Below are 23,140 nucleotides of genomic sequence, written 5' to 3'. Positions count from 1 at the left end.
ATGGAAGGCACACACCTATAGATCCCGCATAAAATGAACTATGACTAAACTTTTATCCAGTACTCATCAAAATAAATATCACACTAGTCTAATATCTTGCATACGATGAAATGAAAATGAATGAGGAGGGTTCGCGCGAAATGGGAGAATATAGAGAGATAATTACGAAGGCCGTAGTAGCGAAAGGACGTAAATTCACCCAGTCCAATCATACGATTAGCCCGGCGCACAGTCCAACAAGTATTCTTGGCTGTTGGATCATCAACCATAAATACAATGCGAAAAAGGTGGGCAAAACTGTAGAGATACACGGCTCTTATGACATTAATGTTTGGTACTCATTTAATGATAATACCAAAACAGAGGTTGTAACGGAACGTGTCCAATATACAGACGTCATTAAGTTAAAGTATCGTGACCATGACTGCCTCGATGACAATGAAATCTGTGCTCGAGTACTGCAACAGCCAAATTGTGTTGAAGCGGTTATTTCCCCGAATGGCAATCGTATCATCGTCCATGTCGAAAGAGAATTCCTTGTAGAAGTGATTGGCGAAACAAAGGTTTGTGTTCGAGTCAGTTCTGAAGGATGCAAGGACTGTGACGATGATTGGGAAATGGACGTAGACGACGAAGAATTCGAGGAGTTAAATCCGGATTTCTTAGTCGGTTCAGAAGAAGAATAAAGTGAACTAGGAGGTTTTTACTTCCTAGTTTTTTTCTATTTCAATTTAAGAAAGCCAGGAACTATGCCTGGCTGTTAATCCAATCCGGTTTTAATAATGATAATACATAGGTATCATGAAATTGCTCATTTTGATGAATATAGCCTCGAAGTAATCCTTCTTTTGTGAAGCCCAGCTTAAGTAGTAAATTTATCGATGCCTCATTTTCAGGGTAAACGACAGCCCCAATCCGAAATAAACCCAATTGATTAAAACTAAAGCGCAGCACTTCTTTAATGGCCTCTTCACCAAAGCCTTTCCTCCAATAAGATGGATGAAGTTCATAGCCAATTTCAGCACGTTTATTTTGTAACTGTAAACCATTAAGACCAACAGTACCGATGATTCTTTGATTTTCTTTAAGCTTGATGCCCCAGCGGATCCCCCGTTTATCGAGAAGGTTCTTATGAAACATATCAATTAATCTTGAGGCTTCGACTGGTAAAGTGAAGCGATTTGTTCCATAAAAACGGGTCACTTCCTCTAAGGATAAAATTTCATAAAGGTAATCAACATGCTGGTGGGTAATTTCAATTAATTTGAGTCTTTTCGTTTCTAAAATGGGAAAAGTCATGGTATATCCTCTCTTTAAAACCCTAAAAACTTTTTACTTTCTAAGAATCAGTTAGGGGATTTCCAAATGAATGCTAAATGTTTTATGTAAGTAATAGTGTATAATGGCTTATAAGAAAATTCCATTAAATTTTGAATTAATTTTGGTTTAACATTTTCTCATAGTTAATGGTAAGATATGTTGATAAATCATTTTTTTAATACGTATTCCTGTAAAAATGGGCTGTTAATAGATTAGAAGGTGAAACGAATGCAAAAAGCTGAGTATCGAAATTTAATAGAAACAGAATTATTACCGAAAATAAAATTAACCACACCCAGTCCGTTTGATCCAATTATCGTAAACAATCAGTCAACTAAATGGAAAACCATTGGCAGCGGCAATTATGCAGGGGTATTTTCCCTTGATTCTCACCCCGAGTGGGTTGTGAAAGTTTATGGACGAAATCCTGAGGAACTTAAGAAGGAAATTGATGTTTATAAAAAATTAGGAAGTCATGAAAGTTATTCATCCCTATATGATTATGGTGACAACTATTTAATCTTGAAAAAGCTTAACGGAGTTACTCTATTCGATGCAGTGGTGAAAGGAATTAAGATCCCTGAAGCTGTCATTAAGGATATTGATTCAGGTTTGGATTACGCGAAGTCGGTTGGATTAAATCCCTTTGATGTTCACGGCAAAAATGTCGTCATGTATGAGGGGCGAGGTTATATTGTTGATATTTCCGACTTTTATAAGCAAGGTTACTGCAGAAAATGGAAGGATTTAAAAAAGGCTTATTACAAGATTTATTTACCTTATTTATATAAATATCATCCACCTATCCCATTTTTTATCGTCGATGCGGTACGAAAAGGATATCGGATGTATCGTCGTTTGAAAAAGAAAGCAACAAAGAAAAATAACAGTTAATCTATTTTAGTGGAAAATATCGATATTAGGCTTAGGTGGAAATAATGAGATAAGCAGTTTAGTTAGTTTTTAACTATTATTTGAAAGAATTTTAAATATTTGAATGGATAAACAAAGAATTACAGTAAAATTTTACTTGATTACAATTTTTAAAAAATGTCCTGGAGAATTCAGGGCATTTTTTAATGTTTTCGCAGAATACCGATTTTTATTTTAAAAATAAAAAATATTTAGAATATATTGACAAGTATTTAGTGGGTATGTAGAATTACAGTTAGTAAAAGAAAGCGCCATCTTTACCGTTTTATACAATTATTAAAGCTATAATTGTAATATTGAAATTTTAGTACAGTTGTTTTTGATGGCCAACAATACAATCTGTACGAAATTTTTGTTTTACTTCGAAAGCGGATTCATTATCTTTTTCAAAACATTTATGAAATGATAAGGGAGGTTTATCAATGGCAGTAAAGACCATCAGCAGAAACTTTCTTAAGTTTTTGGTTGTTATTCTCGCTTTTCAAGATGTAGCTGCAGGGGTAGCAGGATCAATAATGGCTGACATCATTAAGGCATTTCCACAATATGACCCCACGATTGTTATGTTAGTTGCTACTTTTCCAGGATTAATCCAAATTGTTCCAGCACTCTTTTATGGTAAACTTTCCAAAATGTTCAAGAAGAGAACACTCTTGTTTGTCGGCTTAAGCCTTTTCATCATCGGTGGAGTCCTTCCAACCTTTGTAGATAACCTTTGGGTGATTATTGCAATGAGGGGGATTTTAGGTTTAGGTGTCGGAATCACCATGCCGTTGTCAGTAGATGTAATTACAGATTTCTTTGAAGGCAGAGAAAGAGATTTCTTAATTGGATTTGGTACCTCAACAATTGCATGTATTGGAGCGATTTTCTTCCAATTAGTTGGAGGGATCTTAGCGGATGCTTATGGTTGGCATTATGGTTTCCTAACTTACCTGTTCCCAATTTGGATTCTTGCGATTACAATTCTTTACCTACCCGAGCCTGAGAAGAAACAGGTAGCTAAAGTCGATAGTAATCAGGCAGCCGTAAAGATAAAGAAGCCAAAAGCAATCTATTGGGTAAGTCTTGCTCAGGTGCTTTATTCAGGCCTAATTTTTGGCTATGTAGTAAATATTTCAGTTGTCATCCAAGCGGATAAATTAGGCAATGCCACAGAAGCTGGCTTGGCTATATCCGTTTTTACCTTTGGTACATTAATAGCTGGTTTCCTTTTTGGGAAGATAAAACACAAATTTCCAACCATGTATTTACCGCTTGCTGTTTTATTGACTGGTGTTGGAATGGCCATCTGTTATTACGCTCCAACCTTAACCATGATCTTAATTGGAAGTGTTTTCGGTGGATTTGCAATGGGAATTGGCCTTCCAGGAGTGTTTACGAGAGTTTCTGAGTTGACTCCAGTCGGTGCTCCTTCAAGTGTAGGTTTAGTTGTTGCGGGGCAAGGTATTGGAGGGATATTAGGCCCATTTGGATTTCAGGTGATTCAAAATATATTTAACCAAGATATTGGCAGATTCCCATTAGCCGTTAGTGCGATTGGATTAGTTCTGTTAGCACTCATTTGGGCAATATCGGTAATGAGACCGAAAAGGGATATAGAGGCTACTGTAAGTCAATAACAATCAAAAAGCTAAAATGTTGAATGCAGCATTCATCATTTTAGCTTTTTCTATGAAAAGAATTACTTTTTGAAAGGGGAGTGGTTTCAAAATAAAAATATTCAGAATTTATTGACAAGGTTAAATGAACCAAAGTAAAATTATAGTTAGTTAAAGAAAGCGCTTTTATTGGCATTTTATTCACTGTATTCATAGTAATAACAAGGACTGAAATTTTAGATGCAAGAGAATTAATGAAAAATCTTTTTACAAAGCGAGGGTAAATGAATATGACAGCAGTTGAAACAAAGAAGGTACAAACAGGGAATTATCAAACTTTTATCCATGAAGGTGGTGACAACTCCTCTGAAACGATTATCTTTCTTCATGGGAGCGGACCAGGGGTAAGTGCTAAATCAAACTGGCAGCACATATTACCACATTTTAACGAGAAATTTCACGTAGTGGCACTTGATATTTTCGGTTTTGGCAATACCGATCATCCAGATACCTATCCGAACAATGGTGTGGAATGGATGAACGAGAGAATCAAGCAAGTTTTAACATTGATGGATAATTTGGGGGTTGGAAAAGCCCATTTAGTGGGAAATTCTCTCGGTGGAGTCATTGCCCTCCACCTACTCATGTATGCACCGGATCGGTTTGATAAAGTAGTATTGATGGGTGCGGGCGGCGGATTAACAGAACCAACGCCAGAACTTGCAAAACTAGCAAACTTCCATAAGGACCCAAATCCAGTCGCTTTCAAAAATTTATTAAGCTGGTTCTTATTTGACAAAAGCATCCTTGAAGATGAATTGGAGAACATTGTGTCTGAGCGATTAGAGCTATTTTTAAAGCCTGAAGTTCGCCGGTCATATGAGGAGAATTTCTCGAAATCACATTTGACGGATATGCTGATCCCACCTTCAGCACTAACACAGATGGACCATTCTGTGTTATTAATTCACGGACACGGTGACCGTTTTGTACCACTCCAAAGCAGCCTATACGTAATGGACTATTTGCCCAATGCACAGCTGCATATCTTTAAACGCTGTGGACATTGGGCGCAAGTTGAACAAAAAGAAAAATTTATCAAATTAACATCGGATTTTTTCAATGGTGACTTATAAACAAAATCTAGTATTTCTTAAGTGGATAATAGACACTCGCTAGCAAAATACCATATTATAGGGGTATCTAATCCTAGAAAATAGCAGGTGTATACTATGAAAATTGATAAGGCTTATCGCTATATTAAAAGATTAATCATTGAAGGAATCTGGGAACCTGAAACCTCGATCAATGTTAATGAGATTACCGAAAAACTAAATATGAGCCGGACACCCGTCCACAAAGCATTATCTAAACTTGAGCAAGAAGGATTTCTTACAATTATTCCTCAGGTTGGTGTCTTTGTAAAAAGGCCAGACCCAGAAGAGGTTATAGAACGATTATTGGTTTGTGCCAATTTAGATGCATTAATGACTGAGCAGGCTGCATTAAACCTAAACGAAGCAGAATTTTGTTATTTGGAAGAAATCTTAATAAAAATGGATAATCCTAGGCTGTCAGCTGATGAATACGCTAGCTTAAATATTGATTTTCATCGCTCCATATATGAAGCCTCAAAACTAGCTTATACCTTTAATCTTGCGAAGACGCTTTGGGACTACCTGAATTTTGTAGGCAACCCGGAAGAATTATTCACCGATGAACGACGGAAACAGTCGCAAACGGAACATTGGATCATTTTTTATTGCCTGCGAGAAAAGGATAGTAAAATGGCCAAAAGATTGATGGAGAAACATATGCGTCGAGTTGCCAAGTTAGTAGGGGAAAAATATCAGGACATTGAATTAAACCAACGGGTGTTTAACTAATAATATCAAGGGCTTTTTGAAAAAAGGAATAACCACTATTTAGCAGGGGGTAATCGAATGGAACAAAGCGTGTTGGACACAAAAAAAGAATTGGTGGAAAAGGCCAGTTCTCTTATTCCAAAATTACGTCAATATGGGGAAGAAATAGAAAAGACTAATTCATTACCTAAAGAGATTATTGATGACTTGCAAAATGAAGGTACGTTAAAAGTATTACGTCCACATCTGTTTGGTGGTTATCAAACAGATATGCGGACATATACAGAGGTTGTTACTGAAATTTCTCGTGGAAACGGGTCGGCAGGCTGGTTCGTCGCACTTAGCAATATTAGGGATTATATGATTTCTTATACGTTTGGAGAGAAAGCTTTAAGCGAAATTTACAAACAAGGGGAAGATGTTGTCCTAGCTGGGAACTTTAAACCAATCAAATGTGACATCAAAAAGGTAGATGGCGGCTATTATATCGAGGAAGCACAATGGCCATTTGTTTCAGGAAGTCCACATGCGGATTGGTGTTACTTTGGTTTTCCTATTTTCGATGAAAACGGTGGCGTAGAAATGGCTATTATGGTTATTCCCCGGAACGAATTGGAGGTCCTTGACGACTGGTATGTAATGGGCCTAAAGGGATCGGGCAGTAATAGCTGTCATATTAAAAATGTATTTGTGCCAGATCACCGTGTTTCATTAGATCGTCTCGCAAGTAAAGGCGAGTACCTCATTGAGCCACTAAAAGAAGTGGCAGTATACAGGTCTTCATTTGTGCCTTCACTAACCTTATCGATTGTAGCTCCTGCGTTGGGACTCGCAAAAGCAGCAATGGATTTATTTATGGAAAGGCTTCCAAAAGCAGGAATAGGAAATACCTTCTATAACAAACAAGCGGAAGCACCGATCACACATCACCAGGTTGCTCAAGCGCAGTTGAAAATTGATTCAGCTGAGATGCATCTTTATCGAGCAGTAGACAAAATTGATTCTTATGCTGAGCGTGGACAGGTAATGGATAAAAGTGAAATCGTCAAAGTAAAAGCAGACTTTGGTTACGTAAATCAATTATGCAAAGAAGCGATTGATCTATTAGTAGCTGGGGTGGGCTCGATGTTCACGTATGAGACAAACCCGATTCAAAGAGTCTATCGTGATTTTCTAACGATGCATTTACATGGCTTTATCACTCCATCAAGTTTAATTGAAACTTATGGTAGAGTCTTGTGCGGACAAGAACCAAATACTTATTTTGTTTAAAAACTTTTCTACAAATCTATTCAAAACTGCAACTTGAATTATCTGACTAGTACCTTAATTATTTTTATTATTAATATTTCGAAAAATTAGGAGGAACATAGTATGAGTTTACCGGAAATCGCAAAATTAGGGCATGTGGCATTAGTATCAACAGATCTTGATAAATCACTTTGGTTCTTCAAGGAGTTAATTGGTCTTGAAGAAACAGAAGTAGTGGACGGTACCCATTACTTACGTGCCTGGGGTGATTTTGAACATCATACGCTTTCAATTACTTCAGGAGAAAAGTCATATGTAGACCACATTGCTTGGCGGACAAAACGACCAGAAGATGTTGAAGGATTTGCCCAACTTCTAAAGGAAGCAGGGACAGAAGTAAATTGGGTTGAAGCTGGTGTCGAAGCGGGCCAAGGAAGAGCGATACGCTTTCAATTACCAAGTGAACATCGCTTTGAAATTTATTATGACATGGAAAAAACATTAGCAGAGCCATCCAAACGGTCCGTATTAAAGAATCAGACGTATAAATCATGGGCACGTGGTGTTTCTCCGCGAAGAATTGACCATGTCAATATCCTTACGTCATTGAAGGCAAATGTCATTTCTGATTATTTAATAGAAAAGCTAGGTTTTAAAATGAGGGAATGTGTTCAAGCTCCAGATGAATCATTAATTGGTGCGTGGTTAAGTGTCACACCATTGGTGCATGATATCGCAGTAAGCCATGATCCATTTTCACCATCAACACATCAAATACACCATTTGTCATACTGGCTTGATAATGCCCAAGATCTTCTTCGTGCAGCTGATATTCTAGCTGAGAATGGGATCAAGTTTAAAGGTCCTGGTAAACACGGTATTTCCCAAGCTATGTACATTTACGTTGTCGACCCGGGCAGCGGAGTACGCTTAGAGTTGTTTACCAATGGGTATTTAATCTTTGAACCAGACTGGGAGCCTATCGTGTGGACTTTGGATGAAATGGATCTTGGTTTTACCTTCTGGGGTGACCAGACGGACACACTGCCAGAAAACAATCCGACGATCGAAGCATAATAGTTTAATAGATAGTCAATTTTTATTACAATTTAAGAAACATTGAAAGGGGTCGTTTGAATGGATGATCGATTATTTAGAACCGCAATGGGGAAATTCGCAACAGGTGTAACTGTTATTGCAACAGATGTAGAGGGTGATGTGCATGGAATGACTGCGAATGCTTTCATGTCTGTGTCACTCAGCCCAAAGCTAGTGGTAATCTCGATTGGAGAAAACGCTAAAATCCTTGAGAAAATAAAACAAAGTCAAACATTTTCAGTTAATATTTTAGCTGCTGAACAACAGGAACTTTCAATGATTTTTGCTGGACAAATAAAAGAGCCGCGCGAAGTCATTTTTGATCGACTTGATGGTAAACCAGTATTAGCCGGTGCCGTTGCCCAAATTGCCTGTGAAGTATCTGCGGAGCACGTCGAAGGGGATCATACCCTATTTATTGGCAAGGTAACTGATATTAAACTACAAGATACTGAGCCACTTCTTTTTTATAGCGGACGCTACCGTACGCTTTTAGATGAATCAACTATTCCATCAAATTAAAAAGTCACAACTATGCTTTAATCAAATGAGCCCAAAGGAGCAATGGTAATGGATATACAAAAAGCTGCGACAGCATTAATGGCAGCAGAAAGTGAGAAACAGCCGATTGCTCCCTTTACTTCATCCACAGTGGAAATTTCTGTAGACGAAGCCTATCAAATTCAGCTGCGCCAAATTCATCAAAAAGTGGAAAAGGGTGCAGAAATTGTTGGGAAAAAAATCGGTCTCACAAGTAAAGCGATGCAGGATATGTTAAATGTGAACCAGCCTGATTATGGGCATCTTCTGAATGACATGATTTACGAGGATGGAGAGACGATCGGATTAAATCAGTATATCCAGCCAAAGATTGAATTCGAAATTGCCTTTGTCTTAAAAAAAGACCTAAAGGGTCCTGGAGTAACAATGAATGATGTCATTGAAGCAACCGATTACATCGTACCAGCACTCGAAATCATTGACAGTCGGATTAGAGACTGGCAAATCAAATTCGAGGATACGGTAGCAGACAATGGTTCTTCAGCAGGGGCAGTGATCGGTAAAACAACTGCAAAGTTAGATGGGCTTGACCTCACCAAAATCGGCATGAATGTATATAGGAATAATGAATTTTTGGACTCCGCTGTAAGTGCGGCCGTAATGGGCAATCCTGCCGAAGCCGTTGCCTGGCTTGCTAATGCCTTAGGTAATTATGGTATCTCTCTATATGCGGGTGAAGTTATTCTTGCTGGGGCTCTTTCAAAGGCGATTGTCATTGAGGATGGGGATACATTCACCGCAGAATTTGACCATATAGGTGCAGTAACAGCGAGCTTTAAAAGCAACCTTTAAAAATAAATAAAGTATTCGTACGAAGTATATTTGAAGACTCCTTGTATGTCGTTATGTAAGGAGTCTTTATTGTAAGTAAATAAATTTCATAAAATGAGGGGTAGCTATAATGGGTATTAAAGTGGTTAGATTCGAACATAAACAAAAAGAGCAATGGGGAGTTGTATCTGGCGAGCAAATCCACCTTTTATCAGGTACATACCAGAGTTTAGCTGATTTTTTGGAGCATGGGAAAGATGAAGCTCGTGCCATCAATAAACAAAAAAACACAGAATTTGTCCCATTAAATGAAGTGACCATTTTGAGTCCAGTGACAAAGCCAGCACGAATTGTATGTCAGGGAGTAAATTACTCAGAGCATCGTTCTGAGACGGGAATGGATGCTGCAAGAGCTCCTTTTAATTTGATTTTTAGTAAAGCTGACAGTTCCCTTTGCGGTGCCACGAGTGAAATTGTAAGGCCGAGCGGTGTAAAACTATTAGATTATGAATTGGAGCTTGGTCTCGTTATCGGAACAGAGATATCAGAAGCTTCAGATATAACGGACGAAAACCTTCATCAGTATATCGCCGGTCTGGTCATTGTTAATGATGTTTCTGCACGAGATGTTCAGCTTTCTGAAGGGCAATGGCTGAAGGGGAAGAGCTACCGAACTTTTTGTCCAACAGGTCCTTATTTCTATTTGCTTGAAAAGGAAGAACTGCCATTGATTCATGATCTTGAGTTAAATCTTTGGGTGAATGATGAATTAAGGCAATCCGCCAATTCAAATCAACTGCTCTACAAACCAGCAGAAACCCTTACAGAGTTATCTGGGATTATGGATTTCTCCCCAGGGGATTTGATTGTTACTGGAACTGCAGGTGGGGTTGCTCTAAGTCTAACTCCACAAGTATTGGAACTTTTATCAAACATGGCTATTCCTTATCAACAAAAGTTGGATTTACTTGAAAAGGGGCAATTAATCAGCGGCAAATACCTTAAGGATGGCGATGTCATTCGCTGCCAGATCAAAAGTGCGAATGGTGTAATTGATCTTGGAGAGCAAATGAGTAAAGTGGTTCCTAGCAAAGGTAAAACCCTTGTAAACTCCTAATAACTCTTATTAGAGAGGGGGAATAAATGTTGGCTGGCTTAGCTAAATCTTATATACCGGGCAAATCCATGGATGGTAATAAAAAAATCCTTTCCACGGCTGCTGCATTTGGCCTGCTGAGAAAAGGATTAATTGAGAATCTCGGTACCAAAAGAGCAAAAGGATTTCTTCTTCGCTATGGTTGGAATTTAGGGATAAGTGATGCAGAAGAAGCCATGAAAACTAGTTCTTCAATAAATGAACTTCTTAATCAAGCTTCGATTCTCCACTTAAGTACCGGGCATTTTAGAGATATACAGTCCGAAAGAATAATTGAAATGAGTGATTCAGAAACCATTAAATCGATCCTTGGCAAAGGAAAATGGATTGACTCATTTGAAGCCATGGAGCATATCAAGCACCATGGTCAATCAGAAGCACCGGTATGCCATACCTTGACAGGATATGCAAGCGGTTACATGTCGACGGTCTGCAGGAAGAGTGTGATTGTAAAGGAAATTAGCTGTATTGCTATGGGAGATGCTGAATGCTGTTTCGAAGCAAGACCACAAGAGGATTGGGGATATGAAATTCAAGAGGAACTTAAATTCTATCATGAAAGTAATATCATTGATGAATTGGAGTATACTTATGAGCAATTGTTAGAGCAGCGGAATTTTATCGAAACTGTTTCTAAATTTCATAAGAAATTAACGGAAAGTGTTTCGAATGGAAGCAATCTACAGGATATTGCTGATAGCACGTTTAAATTATTGAGAATCCCCATTTCTATTGAAGATCTAAGCTTCCAAAAGATTGTATACTCAGGGCTGAAAGAAGAGCAATATAGTAGTCTTAATAACAACCTAAAAGAGAATTTAATTCGAAAAAATAGAAATAATCACAACTTGCTGCCATTATTTAATGAAACGACCAGAATAGTGACAGGAAATCAGGAACGTTTAATTACTCCCATTATTGTCCAAAAAAAAGTTATTGGGTATTGTACCTTTCTCTATATAAATGAATTAGGGAAAAGTGCTGAAACTGATATTATGTTTATCGAGAGGGTTGCCAATGCCGCCTCATTGTACCTTTTAAACGAAAAAACAAGTTTTGAAGCACTTGAAAAAATGAAGGGGTACTTTTTAGAACAAATACTTAAGGGACAATATTCCTCCAAGGAGGAAATTGTTAAGCGTGGCCGGCATATGGGCTTTGATCTTGAGAACCCTTTCTATATCGCCGCCATGGATTATAAAGAGAAGGGAAAGATCACCCAGAATAGCTTTGATCACTTTGAGCAAATATTAGAGACCATTGCCAAGTATCTCGATATCCAAGGATATAAAGCGTTAATTGGTCAGTATGAGGGGCAGATTATTATGCTGATCCCCGAAACAGCAAATATTATCGCTATTATGGAAAAGATCCTGAAACATATTGAAACCACGTATTCAACTTATCAATATAAAGTCGGGATTAGTGATAAATCCGAGGATATTGAGAGTATTTTAGATTATTTCGAAGAATCATTAATCGCCTTAAGGATGTCCACGGATAAAAAAATTAATGGTTTTAAAGATTTAGGGATCGTTGGTGTGCTAATAAATTCAAAAAACGTAAGCGGGATTAAGAAAATCGCAAAACAAGAATTAGGACCACTATATAAATTAAATGATGCGAAACAAAAAGAGTTACTAAAAACACTCTATGTCTTTTTATCGAATGGTGGGAAACTTCAGCAGACGATGGATGACCTTTCCTTATCTATGAGTGGTCTAATGTATCGAATTAATAAGATTGAAACGCTTATCCAAAAAGATTTGCGAGATTCTTCCCAAAGCTATCAACTATTGCTCATTCTTGACTCACTCATGGCGTTGGGAGAGCTAAAAATATAGACAATTAAGAGCAGTCCTAAATGGATTGCTCTTATTTATTGTATTCATCATTTAAAAACCAATAAAAACTATCTAAAAGTGGTAGGAAGTCAGATGATTTTTTCTCTAGAATTTAAATGCTGAATTTTCTAAAATTTAGGTAAGGTTAAAATATGTAGAAATGAAAAGGGTTACATTACTTTGGATGTTCCTATGAATTTTTTATTTACAGAAGGAGGAGAATTTCAAATTGGCAAACATTACTCAACAACTAGTTAAAACTGATAAGTTTGAAACGTTTGTAAATCGTTCGGGTGAGGGCAATTCTGAAACTATATTATTCTTACATGGCTCTGGACCAGGTGTTTTCGCATGGGCGAACTGGCGGTACGCATTAAATGCTTGCGGTGAAACATATGACTGTATTGCTCCAGATCTGCTTGGCTTTGGACAAAGTGGACATCCTGAGGCACTTCCAAAGAACAGACAGGGATGGATGGACCTTTGGGTAAATCAGCTGATTGAATTACTGGATCGTTACGGGATACAAAAGGCTCACGTGGTTGGGAATTCATTGGGCTGTTCCATTGCATTGGAACTATTACTAGAATATCCAGAACGTTTTGGCCGAGTTGTCTTAATGGGACCTGGAGGGACACCGAATACAAAGTTAAGTCCTGAACTAGCACGTGCTAAGGGATTCTACGATAATCCATCCGAAAAGAAAATGCGTCAAATAATGGGCTGGTTCGTGTATGATGTGGAAAAACTTGCTCCAGAAATAAATTCGCTCGCTGCTACACGATATGAAACAGCGATGCGTCCAGAAATCCATCTTTCCAACGAATCTATCTTTGCGACAGCAGCTGTTCCTGTGCCAGTAACAGCACTTAAACGAATCCAAAACCCAATCTTACTTGTTCATGGACGTGATGACATGGTTTGCTCGGTTGAATCTAGCTATTACCTACTTTCGCATCTCCAGAATGTTCAATTGCATGTATACGGAAAGTGTGGTCACTGGACGCAAATTGAGAACCAAGAAAGCTTTAATAACTTAATCCAAAACTATTTCTCAAGTACTATCTAAAAAATACTAGGATGCGGAGGTATAAAGATGACTTTACCAGAGATTGCAAAGTTAGGACATGTGGCACTCGTCACACCGGATTTGGAAAAATCATTATGGTTTTTCAGGGATGTCATTGGATTGGAAGTAACTGAAGAAAAAGACGGAACCTATTACTTACGTGCATGGGGTGACTTTGAACATCATTCCCTTTCTTTAACAGCAGGAGAGAAAGGGTACGTTGATCATATTGGATGGAGGACGAAACGGCCGGAAGATGTGGAAGGATTTGCCCAGTTGCTGGAAAAAGCCGGAACAGAGGTCAACTGGATTGAAGCGGGTGAAGAAGCTGGTCAAGGACGAGCGATACGCTTTAAACTGCCAAGCCAGCACTCTTTTGAAATTTACTATGATGTAGAAAAGCCTAAAGCAGATGAAAAAAGACGTTCTGTCTTAAAAAATCAAACGTACAAAGCGTGGGCGCGCGGCTGCTCGCCAAGGCGATTTGACCATGTAAATATTGCTACTTCCATGGATGTCGCTGAAATTCTCGATTACTTAGGCAGCCAATTAGGATTTAAGCTTCGTGAATATGTGAGATATGATGAAAAAACAACTGTTGCAGGCTGGATGAGTGTTACTCCTTTAGTTCACGATATTGCAGTTATTTCAAGACCGCAGGCAGAAACACCAAACCAACTACATCACATTTCCTATTGGCACGATAATGCCCAAGATATCCTAAGGGCTGCTGATATTCTAGCTGAAGAAGGCATTAAATTCATTGGCCCTGGCAAACACGGAGTATCTCAAGCGTTTTATCTCTATGTATGTGACCCAGGCAGCGGCTGCCGAGTAGAGTTATTTAGCGGATCCTATTTAATTTTTGAACCAGACTGGGAACCGGTCGAGTGGACAGAGGAAGATCACTCGATTGCAAACACCTATTGGGGAGAAACCGTAAGCGATAAGGCATTAAATAAACCAACGATCGAAGCGTGATGTATAGGCTGACTCAGGAAATTGCTTGAGTCAGTTTTTTTGAAAGCGAGGGTCAATCTTGTGACGGAAAAGAAAATCTATGAAACTGATATTGTTGTAATTGGGGCAGGAAATGCAGCAATGTGTGCTGCTATCGCTGCACGGGAAAATGGTGCCAATGTCATCGTGCTTGAAAAAGCTCCGGAGGCTGAAAAAGGGGGGAATAGCACCTACACCCATGGCTCGATTCGTTTTGCCTACAAGGATGTTGAAGAGTTAAAACAAATTATGCCGGACCTGACCGAGGAAGATCTAGCCATGACAGATTTTGGCTCTTATCCGGAGGAGGAATTTTTTGAAGATATGTGCCGGATCACGGAATACCGTACCGACCCAGAGCTTGCCTCCCTCTTAACAAGTAAAAGCTTTGAAACAATGAAATGGATGAATTCCCATAAAGTCAGGTGGGTGCCTATATACGGCCGCCAAGCATTTAAAGTGGATGGTATTTTTAAATTTTGGGGCGGTATGATTGTTGAATCCGTCGGTGGTGGTCCGGGTTTAGTTGGAGCTCTCCATGCTGAAGCAGAGAGTTTAGGTGTTCAAGTTTTATTTAATGCGATGGCGACCGAACTCATCCACGATGATGATGGAGTTCATGGAGTCGTTTTTAAGCATAATGGAAAAACAACAGAAGTCCATGCGAAAGCGGTTATCTTAGCATCGGGAGGGTTTCATGCCAACCCGGAAATGAGAACTCGATACTTAGGTCCCAATTGGGATTTAGCTAAAGCAAGAGGAAGCCGTTTTAATACCGGCGAGGGCATTCAAATGGCGTTAAATATTGGAGCTCTTGCCGCTGGAAACTGGTCAGGTTGTCATTCGGTTGGAGGAGATCGTTATTTACCTGAATTTACAGAAGGGTTCCAAAAACTCAGCTATCCGTTTGGCATCATTGTTAACGCAGAAGGAAACCGTTTTGTTGATGAGGGAGCTGACTTTCGAAACTATACCTATGCGAAATATGGAAAAATGATTCTTGAGCAGCCGGGGCAGTTTGCTTGGCAGGTATACGATGCGAAAGTAGCAGGGCTTTTACGTGAAGAATATCGGGGAAGAAAGGTTACAAAAGTCAAGGCTAATACATTGGAAGAATTGGCTGAAAAGCTTGACGGAGTGGATAAGGAAGGCTTTTTAAAAACGATTGCGGAATACAATGAGGCTGTCTGTAAAGATAAACCATTCAACCCAAATATTAAGGATGGCCGTTGTACAGATGGGTTAGCGGTGCGGAAATCCAATTGGGCCAATACCTTGGATGAAGGTCCATTTGAGGCATATGCCGTCACATGCGGAATTACCTTTACGTTTGGCGGCTTAAAAATAAATACGAGTACCGAAGTTCAAGATGTAATGTCCCAATCGATTCCAGGCCTGTATGCTGCTGGAGAGCTGGTAGGCGGCCTATTCTATTTTAACTACCCTGGTGGTGCTGGTTTAATGGCAGGATCAGTTTTTGGGAAAATTGCTGGAGAAAGTGCCTCGCGTTTTATTTCTCAAATAAAAGAAAAAGAGGAAATGTTTTGAAGGTTTAAGGAAGGGTGATCAATAAAATGAAAAAGGGGTGCAAAATATGGTAAGTAAAGTAGTGGATGAAAACAAGGCCGATTTAAACCAATTATTAAAAGGGGCAGAAAAGGTTGGGGAAATTGCGGAATTGGAAGCACTAGAAGCAGATCAAAACAAAACAGTTTCAAAAAATGTCATTGATGCAATAAAAGAGGCTCGATTATCTAAGTTGTTACTGCCAAAAAAATATGGTGAGCCACAAGTAGATTTAAGAGAGTATTCCCAAATTATTCGAACAGTTGGAAAATATAATACTTCTGCAGCTTGGTTAACCTTTCTATATTCCATTCATAATAGTTTGGTAGCATTTATGACCAAAGAGGCAGCAGAAGAAGTGGTGAATCAAGGAGGATTAATTGCCGATATCTTTGCTCCTATTGGGAAAGTGGAAAAAGATGGGGACGGTTTTCGAATTACAGGTAAATATAGTTTTGTAAGCGGTATTCTTTATAGTGACTGGGTGGCTCTTGCAGTAAAAATGAAACTGGATGATAGTGAAGAGACTGAACTATGCATGCTAAATATACCGATAGCTGATGTAGAAATAGTTGAAAATTGGGATACGTTAGGACTAAGAGGGACGGGAAGCAACCAGGTAATTGTAGATAATGTCTATGTTCCAAAGCACCATCTAATTCGGCTTACGATTGCCGATCGTACAGGCCGACCGCCACAGGGTTATGATAAGGACTATCCTCTGTATGATGTTCCGTTCTTCTCCTCCTTTTGTGTCGGTTTCCCAATGGTTGCATTGGGTGGGGCTGAGCGCCTATTGGAGGAATTTAAGAACCGAACGGAAAAGCGGGTCCGTATGGGAGGAAACTCCGCTAAAGATTCCCGTCATCAGGGAGTATTGGCTGAATTAACAATAAAATATTATGAATCAGAAGGTCTACTAGACAAATATATTTCTTTATTGGAAAACTATGAAATGGGAAAAGAAGATAAGCGTGGTGAATTCGCTGCGATACGGGCAAAAATTACAAAGAACGTAACAGATATTGCGGTAAAAGTTTTATTGACACTTGGCGGATTTTCCATGTTTAAAGGAGATCCAATTGAAATATTCGTACGCGATCTTTTGGCAGTATGCACCCATCGATCCAATCTTTATGAAGACTCGGTTGAATCGTTTGGAAAGTCACAATTTGGCTTTGATGTTTCGATTAATGGGTAATTTGGTAAGGGAGGGAACTGCGTGGAGACGATTTATTTGAACCCAGAAAATCTAGCGGACTATCAGCAAAAAGCAAGTCTCAGCGTCATGGCCCTAGGATTTTTTGATGGTATTCATAATGGACACCGTGAAGTGATTAAAACTGCTTTTCAGAAAGCAAAAGATAGGAATCTTTCACTATCTGTGATGAGTTTCTTTCCACATCCGAAAACCGTTTTATCCAATGGAAAGACACAGGTTGACTATCTGATGCCAGTTTCTGATAAGGAAAAAATATTCCATGAACTCGGGGTCGACATATTTTATATCGTTGAATTCGATAGAGAATTTGCGTCACTTTCTCCAGAAAAGTTTGCAGCTAAGTATTTAGTTGATCTTGGTGTCGTCCATGCAGTTGCCGGCTTTGATTATACCTATGGTTTTCGTGGAGATGGAAATATGGACCGCTTAAAAAGTGATTCAGGCGGGATTCTCAAAGTGACGAAGGTAGAAAAAGTGGAATACCAGGGGGAGAAAATTAGTTCAACCTGCATACGTGAAAAATTGGCAAGTGGAAATATTGAGGATCTGCCAGTATTTTTAGGACGTCTTTATGAAGTGAGATGTGAATGGAACGGTACTTCGTTAACTGTCAGGCCCCATTATACCTTGCCTGCTCCGGGAAAGTATGTAGTAACGGTAAGAGGAGTGAATCAATCGCAAGTGCTAGAAATGATTGTGACAGAAGAAAAAGAATTAATTCCGGTAAGATCTTTTTCAAAGTTAGCCTCCAAAAATAATGATGTTCTTTCGATCATTTGGCATGAACAAATCATCGAAAACGTGAAAAACTCTTATCAAGAGAATGGATGGATTCAAGGGGTTGTCCAAATTGGATAACAAGAAGTTTGAATAAAGATAATTTTAAAAAAGGGGGGCTATAAAAAGTGAATAAAACTCAAGTGTTCCAAAAACTAATACACCAACCCAGTACATTTCTCTTGCCCGGTGCTTACGATGCCATGTCTGCAAGATTAATAGAAGAAATCGGTTTTCAAGCGATATACGCCACTGGTGCCGGAATATCCAATGCTCAATTAGGGTGGGCTGATGTTGGGCTAACTTCCTTAAAAGAAGTGGTTGATATTGTCGCAAGGATGGCGGATGTGACGACAATTCCGATAGTTGTGGATGCCGATACAGGCTTTGGTAATGCGATTAATGTAATCCGTACCGTTCGAGAATTTGAAAGAGCAGGTGTAGCTGCTATTCAAATGGAAGACCAGGTTTCACCTAAGAAATGCGGTCACTTCAATGGGAAGGATGTTATTTCCAAAGAAGAAATGATTGGTAAAATCAAGGCTTCCGTTGACACAAGGAGAGATGAAAATCTCGCCATCATCGCCCGTACGGATGCATTAGCCGTAAATGGCATGGAAGATGCATTGGACAGGGCAAATGCTTACGCAGAAGCTGGGGCCGACATTATCTTTGTTGAAGCGCCAACCACAATAGAACAATTGAAACAACTTACCAGCTCGTTAAAAGGGATACCACAAGTTATAAACCTAGTAGAAGGCGGTAAAACCCCGCTTATTTCGTTAAGAGAGGCCGAAGAGATTGGTTTTAAAATCATGCTTTGTGCAAATACTGTCCTTCGCTCGGCAATCAAAGGAATCACAGAGTCGTTAAGAATATTAAAAGCCGAAGGGTCACACGAAAATATTCACGAGTTAATTTGTACGTGGGAAGAGCGGCAATCACTCTTTAAACTCCATCAGATTAAAGAGTGGGAAAACAAGTATGCAGAGAATCAGCCATTAATAAAAAAGTAAATTTACTTTTTTAATAAATTAGGAAATTAAAAGGAGGACTTAGTTGTGGGGAGAGAAGTAGATTATGACATCGTCGTCATAGGATGTGGAGTGGCTGGGACCTCAGCCGCATTGTCGGCTGCTGAAACGGCTAAAAAGGAAAATAAGAATCTTAAAATAGCGATTCTAGAAAGAGCTGATTATGACCATAGAGGTGGAAATTCCCGTTGGACAGCCTCCTATATGCGAATGAAAAATCTCGATGAAGTAGCCGATAATTTTGTGGAAGATATGATGGCTTTTTCAGATAATTATTCCGATCGGGAGTACATAGAAACTCTCGCCAAGGATGCAGGCAGCACACTTCGCTGGGTGCAGGAAAAAGGGGTTGATTTTGACTACTTGCCAACGATGTTTTTAACTGCATCAAGACCTCGTTTGCTTCCAGTAGGCGGCGGTCGTGCCATCGTTGACACCCTATCCCGCCGTGCCGGAGGACTTGGCGTAGAGATTATATACGAGGCAACTGCTTGGAAATTACTTCTTGATGACGAGGGTGCCGTCAATGGACTGATGGTTCGCGTGAAGGGCGGTACATCTCTTCAATTAAAAGTAGGAGCAGTCGTGTTAGCGTCAGGTGGATTCCAGGGAAATCAGGAGATGATGGCCCAATATGTTGGCAGAGATGCTCATAAGGTCCGAACAGTAGCTGAAGGTGGTTTGTTTAACAAAGGTGAAGGAATTCGGATGGCCATGGAGCTAGGGGCAAAAACGGCTGGTCAGTTCGACTCTTTTCATGCCGAACCGGTGGACCCGAGAAGCAAGCGCGAAGAAGCTGCTGTTATGACATATCCTTACTTTATCCTAGTCGATCAGAATGGAAACCGTTTCGTTGATGAGGGAAAAACAACAGTCGATGAGCAATATGAAGAAGTGGCACGAACGATATTCCATGACCTTCCTGGTCACATTGCCTATATGATTGGCGATCAAAAAATGTATGATATTCCAAACTATGAACGGGCAGTGGAAACCGATAAACCAGCCATTGTTGCTGATACGATTGAAGAGTTGGCGGATAAGATTGGCGTGCCAGTCAGTCAATTAACGGCTACAGTTGAATCCTTTAACGCAGCTGTTCAACCAGGTGAATTTCTTTGGGATAAAAAAGACGGTAAACAGACGCTTGGAATTTTGCCGCCAAAGTCTAATTGGGCAATCCCAATTGATAAGGCACCATTTATCGCCTATCCAATTATCTGCTCTAATGTTTTTACCAATGGCGGTTTAGCTACCGACACGGATGGGCGCGTCTTATCTCAAGATCATGATCCAATTCCAGGTTTATATGCAGTCGGTGAAACAGCTGGTCTTTATTACGGCAAATATCCAGGAGGGACATCTGTGCTAAGGGGTCTTGTGTTTGGCCGTCGTACCGGTGATCATGCGGTTGCATACGTAACTGATTCAAAGAAACTAGAGGTTTAAGTAGTTTGGTTTAATTGGGAAAGGGTGAAGTATTTTGGAATTAAAGGACAAGGTAGCCTTAGTAACAGGAGGAGGAAGAGGAATCGGAAGAGAAACCTGTATTCTACTCGCGAAACACGGTGCTAAAGTGGCTGTTTTTTCCAACAACGAATCTGAAAGCAAAGAAACTGCTTCCTATATTTCTGAAGTGGTAGGGGGCGAAGCAATTGCCCTGAACGGGGATGTTCGTTTAGAAGAAGATATAAACCAAGCAGTCCTGACAACAGAACAAAGTTTGGGTTCGATTGATATATTAATCAATAATGCCGGTGTCATGCTTCTTAAGCCGTTTCATGAAATGACGGTTGAAGAATGGGACTATGTACAAGATATAAATATTCGTGGAGTATATTTATGTTCTCGGGCCGTTGTACCGCAAATGATCGAGAAAAGACACGGTGTGATCATCAATCTATCATCGATTTGGGGAACAAAAGGCGGTCCCGACAGAAGTGCTTACATTGCGTCTAAATATGCATGTCTCGGGTTTTCCAAAGCGCTTGGTGAAGAGTTGAAGCCATACAAGATTAGAGTGAATGCGGTTTGTCCAGGCCCTGTTAATACAAAGATGATGGACGACTTTGATGTGAATAAAGACAATTGGTTGCATCCACTTGACCTTGCTCATGTCATCGTCGATCTTTGTTTACCAAAGAGTTCAGCCATAACTGCCACTGCTATCGAAGCATTTGGTTATGGGCGTCCGGTAAATTTATAGATACTATTAAAAAACTGAGAGGGGAAATTATCATGGAAAAATTAATTCCAGCAATTGAATCAAAAAATATCAGTCTAGCACTTGCTAATAAAATGCTTGAGGCAGCACTTGTAAAGGGAAAAGAACTAGGTATGCCGTTTAGCATCTCAATCGTTGATCGCGTTGGGAACCTAAAAGCCTTTGCTGCCATGGACGGTGCACCAGTATTAAGCTTGGAGATAGCACAAAATAAAGCCTTTTCTGCTGCAACTTATAATAGAGCAACACACGAATGGTACGACAGATTGAAGGATGACCCACCATTGTTGCATGGAATTGTTCACACCCCAAGGCTCATTATTTTCGGCGGTGGCTATCCAATTAAAATCAATAACGAACTGATTGGCGGCGTTGGGGTTAGTGGCGGCCATTATACTCACGATATGCAGGTATGCCAGGCAGCATTAGAAGTGCTAAATAACCTAGAGTAAGAGGGTGTTGACGGATGGAAACCTATGACTTGATTATTTTAGGCGGCGGTCTAGCAGGGATGTGTGCTGCAGTTGAGGCAAGTGAAGCGGGTGCACACGTCTTGCTCCTTGAGAAACAGGATGAACTTGGCGGCAGTACGGTTCTTAGTTCAGGGTATATGGCCTTTGCCGGAACAGATATGCAAGAGCAGGCAGGCATAATCGATTCAATTGAGTCCTTATTGGAGGACATGATTGAGGTTGGCGGCGGGGTGAATGACCATGATCTTGTTGAAGCTTATGGGCAGCAGCAATTAGCGACCTATTTCTGGCTTATTGAGCACGGTGTTGAGTTCCGCTCGCTCGAAGCGGTGAGCGGGCACAGTGTTCCCCGCGGACATATTATTGACCCACATCAGGCGATTCAGTCACTTTACCGAAGGATCAAGCAGCTATCAAACGTGACCATTCGTTTGAATGCTCCGGCTCAACGGCTTTTGAAAAATGATGACGGACGAATTGACCGTGTTCTGTATGAGGTTGAGGGCGAAGAACGCACTGTACATGCTTCAAAAGGTGTAATTATCGCCTCAGGCGGGTTTGCAAAAAGCGAGGAGCTATTAGGGCAGTTTGCTCCACAATTAAAGGGAGCGCTAAGAATTGGCGGTCGTGGCAATCAGGGGGACGGCATACGAATGGCCTGTGAGCACGGGGCCTGGTTAAAGGATTTACCTTACCTAAATGGGACATACGGATTTCATCCCACCGCTGCCGGAACAGTAAAGTCTCAGGGGTTAGCCTTTTACAAGGGAGCGATCATGGTCAACGAACTTGGGAAACGGTTTGTTAACGAGTCAATCTCTTACAAATTATTAGGAAAAGCCGCTTTCGAGCAGCCTGACCAAGTGAGTTTTCAGGTTTGGGACCAAACTGTGATGGACAAAAGCGTTCACGATGATCCTCTCTATGATTTGGAATTATTAAAGCGACGCAGACTTCTATATCAAGCAGACACGTTGGAGGACTTGGCTGAATGTATTGATGTACCGCTTGAGGTTTTGGAGGAAACGATTTCTAGGTACAATCAAGGGGTTGCGGACGGAGAAGATCCTGACTTCGGCAGGAAGTCATTAACACATAACTATGGAAAACCAACACCAATTGAGAAGGCACCATTCTATGCATTTGAGTCGACAGGTGCAATGCTGGCAACCTATGCAGGGGTGTCGGTGAACACCAAAGCACAGGTGGTGAATCCATATGGTGAGCCTATCCTAGGGTTGTTTGCAGCCGGAGAGGTAACTGGTGGATTCCACGGGGCAGGGTATATGACGGGAAGTTCATTAGGAAAATGTGCAGTGTTTGGAAGGATTGCGGTTCAAGAGGCACTTAGCGAGTTAACGGTAAAATAATGGGTT

At 40.1% G+C, this 23,140-nt stretch carries 22 protein-coding genes; 21 read left to right on the top strand and 1 reads right to left on the bottom strand.

Features of this window, described 5'->3' with window-relative positions:
• Positions 1 to 140 precede the first annotated feature (140 nt).
• On the top strand, positions 141 to 686 hold the full coding sequence (locus tag RCG22_RS07415; protein WP_066252813.1) for an outer spore coat protein CotE: 546 nt from the start codon (positions 141 to 143) through the stop codon (positions 684 to 686).
• Positions 687 to 747: 61 nt separating this feature from the next.
• Here RCG22_RS07415 and RCG22_RS07410 read toward each other — a convergent pair whose 3' ends face one another.
• Positions 748 to 1,299: a GNAT family N-acetyltransferase gene (locus RCG22_RS07410; RefSeq protein WP_308106395.1), complete on the bottom strand. Its 552-nt coding sequence runs from the start codon at positions 1,297 to 1,299 to the stop codon at positions 748 to 750.
• 249 nt (positions 1,300 to 1,548) lie between these two features.
• Here RCG22_RS07410 and RCG22_RS07405 point away from each other — a divergent pair, with 249 nt between their 5' ends.
• From RCG22_RS07405 to RCG22_RS07310, 20 genes are all read left to right on the top strand, one after another.
• Positions 1,549 to 2,214, top strand: coding sequence for a protein kinase family protein (locus RCG22_RS07405; protein ID WP_308106394.1), 666 nt, complete (start codon positions 1,549 to 1,551; stop codon positions 2,212 to 2,214).
• A 461-nt stretch (positions 2,215 to 2,675) separates the two neighbouring features.
• Positions 2,676 to 3,875: an MFS transporter gene (locus RCG22_RS07400; protein WP_308106393.1), complete on the top strand. Its 1,200-nt coding sequence runs from the start codon at positions 2,676 to 2,678 to the stop codon at positions 3,873 to 3,875.
• Positions 3,876 to 4,138: 263 nt separating this feature from the next.
• Positions 4,139 to 4,990: an alpha/beta fold hydrolase gene (locus tag RCG22_RS07395; protein WP_308106392.1), complete on the top strand. Its 852-nt coding sequence runs from the start codon at positions 4,139 to 4,141 to the stop codon at positions 4,988 to 4,990.
• A 96-nt stretch (positions 4,991 to 5,086) separates the two neighbouring features.
• Positions 5,087 to 5,740: a GntR family transcriptional regulator gene (locus RCG22_RS07390; RefSeq protein ID WP_308106391.1), complete on the top strand. Its 654-nt coding sequence runs from the start codon at positions 5,087 to 5,089 to the stop codon at positions 5,738 to 5,740.
• 57 nt (positions 5,741 to 5,797) lie between these two features.
• A complete protein-coding gene (locus RCG22_RS07385) occupies positions 5,798 to 6,991 on the top strand; it encodes an acyl-CoA dehydrogenase family protein (RefSeq protein WP_308106390.1) in 1,194 nt (397 codons plus the stop codon).
• A gap of 102 nt (positions 6,992 to 7,093) precedes the next feature.
• Positions 7,094 to 8,047, top strand: a complete 954-nt coding sequence (locus tag RCG22_RS07380) for a VOC family protein (protein WP_308106389.1) — start codon at positions 7,094 to 7,096, stop codon at positions 8,045 to 8,047.
• A 60-nt stretch (positions 8,048 to 8,107) separates the two neighbouring features.
• On the top strand, positions 8,108 to 8,590 hold the full coding sequence (locus RCG22_RS07375) for a flavin reductase family protein (RefSeq protein ID WP_308106388.1): 483 nt from the start codon (positions 8,108 to 8,110) through the stop codon (positions 8,588 to 8,590).
• A 48-nt stretch (positions 8,591 to 8,638) separates the two neighbouring features.
• Positions 8,639 to 9,421: a 2-keto-4-pentenoate hydratase gene (locus RCG22_RS07370; protein ID WP_308106387.1), complete on the top strand. Its 783-nt coding sequence runs from the start codon at positions 8,639 to 8,641 to the stop codon at positions 9,419 to 9,421.
• Positions 9,422 to 9,530: 109 nt separating this feature from the next.
• Positions 9,531 to 10,517, top strand: a complete 987-nt coding sequence (locus RCG22_RS07365; RefSeq protein WP_308106386.1) for a fumarylacetoacetate hydrolase family protein — start codon at positions 9,531 to 9,533, stop codon at positions 10,515 to 10,517.
• Between the two features lie 26 nt (positions 10,518 to 10,543).
• On the top strand, positions 10,544 to 12,400 hold the full coding sequence (locus tag RCG22_RS07360) for a XylR N-terminal domain-containing protein (protein ID WP_308106385.1): 1,857 nt from the start codon (positions 10,544 to 10,546) through the stop codon (positions 12,398 to 12,400).
• A 229-nt stretch (positions 12,401 to 12,629) separates the two neighbouring features.
• On the top strand, positions 12,630 to 13,469 hold the full coding sequence (locus tag RCG22_RS07355) for an alpha/beta fold hydrolase (RefSeq protein ID WP_308106384.1): 840 nt from the start codon (positions 12,630 to 12,632) through the stop codon (positions 13,467 to 13,469).
• A 27-nt stretch (positions 13,470 to 13,496) separates the two neighbouring features.
• Positions 13,497 to 14,450: a VOC family protein gene (locus tag RCG22_RS07350; RefSeq protein ID WP_308106383.1), complete on the top strand. Its 954-nt coding sequence runs from the start codon at positions 13,497 to 13,499 to the stop codon at positions 14,448 to 14,450.
• A 60-nt stretch (positions 14,451 to 14,510) separates the two neighbouring features.
• Positions 14,511 to 16,016, top strand: a complete 1,506-nt coding sequence (gene tcuA, locus RCG22_RS07345; RefSeq protein ID WP_308106382.1) for an FAD-dependent tricarballylate dehydrogenase TcuA — start codon at positions 14,511 to 14,513, stop codon at positions 16,014 to 16,016.
• A gap of 46 nt (positions 16,017 to 16,062) precedes the next feature.
• Positions 16,063 to 17,235, top strand: coding sequence for an acyl-CoA dehydrogenase family protein (locus RCG22_RS07340; protein WP_308106381.1), 1,173 nt, complete (start codon positions 16,063 to 16,065; stop codon positions 17,233 to 17,235).
• Positions 17,236 to 17,256: 21 nt separating this feature from the next.
• A complete protein-coding gene (locus RCG22_RS07335; RefSeq protein WP_308106380.1) occupies positions 17,257 to 18,114 on the top strand; it encodes an FAD synthetase family protein in 858 nt (285 codons plus the stop codon).
• A gap of 47 nt (positions 18,115 to 18,161) precedes the next feature.
• Positions 18,162 to 19,049 (top strand): isocitrate lyase/PEP mutase family protein, encoded by an 888-nt coding sequence (locus RCG22_RS07330; protein ID WP_308106379.1) that lies wholly within the window; start codon positions 18,162 to 18,164, stop codon positions 19,047 to 19,049.
• Positions 19,050 to 19,094: 45 nt separating this feature from the next.
• Entirely contained in the window at positions 19,095 to 20,516 is a 1,422-nt protein-coding gene (locus RCG22_RS07325) for an FAD-dependent oxidoreductase (RefSeq protein WP_308106378.1), read from the top strand.
• Positions 20,517 to 20,550: 34 nt separating this feature from the next.
• Positions 20,551 to 21,273, top strand: a complete 723-nt coding sequence (locus tag RCG22_RS07320) for an SDR family NAD(P)-dependent oxidoreductase (protein ID WP_308106377.1) — start codon at positions 20,551 to 20,553, stop codon at positions 21,271 to 21,273.
• Positions 21,274 to 21,305: 32 nt separating this feature from the next.
• Positions 21,306 to 21,743 (top strand): GlcG/HbpS family heme-binding protein, encoded by a 438-nt coding sequence (locus tag RCG22_RS07315; RefSeq protein ID WP_066252865.1) that lies wholly within the window; start codon positions 21,306 to 21,308, stop codon positions 21,741 to 21,743.
• A 14-nt stretch (positions 21,744 to 21,757) separates the two neighbouring features.
• On the top strand, positions 21,758 to 23,134 hold the full coding sequence (locus tag RCG22_RS07310) for an FAD-dependent oxidoreductase (protein WP_308106376.1): 1,377 nt from the start codon (positions 21,758 to 21,760) through the stop codon (positions 23,132 to 23,134).
• The last annotated feature ends 6 nt before the right edge of the window (positions 23,135 to 23,140 follow it).

Source organism: Neobacillus nitrireducens, from assembly GCF_030915405.1.
GTDB lineage: Bacteria > Bacillota > Bacilli > Bacillales > Cytobacillaceae > Neobacillus.
This window is presented reverse-complemented; position numbering and strand designations above follow the sequence as displayed.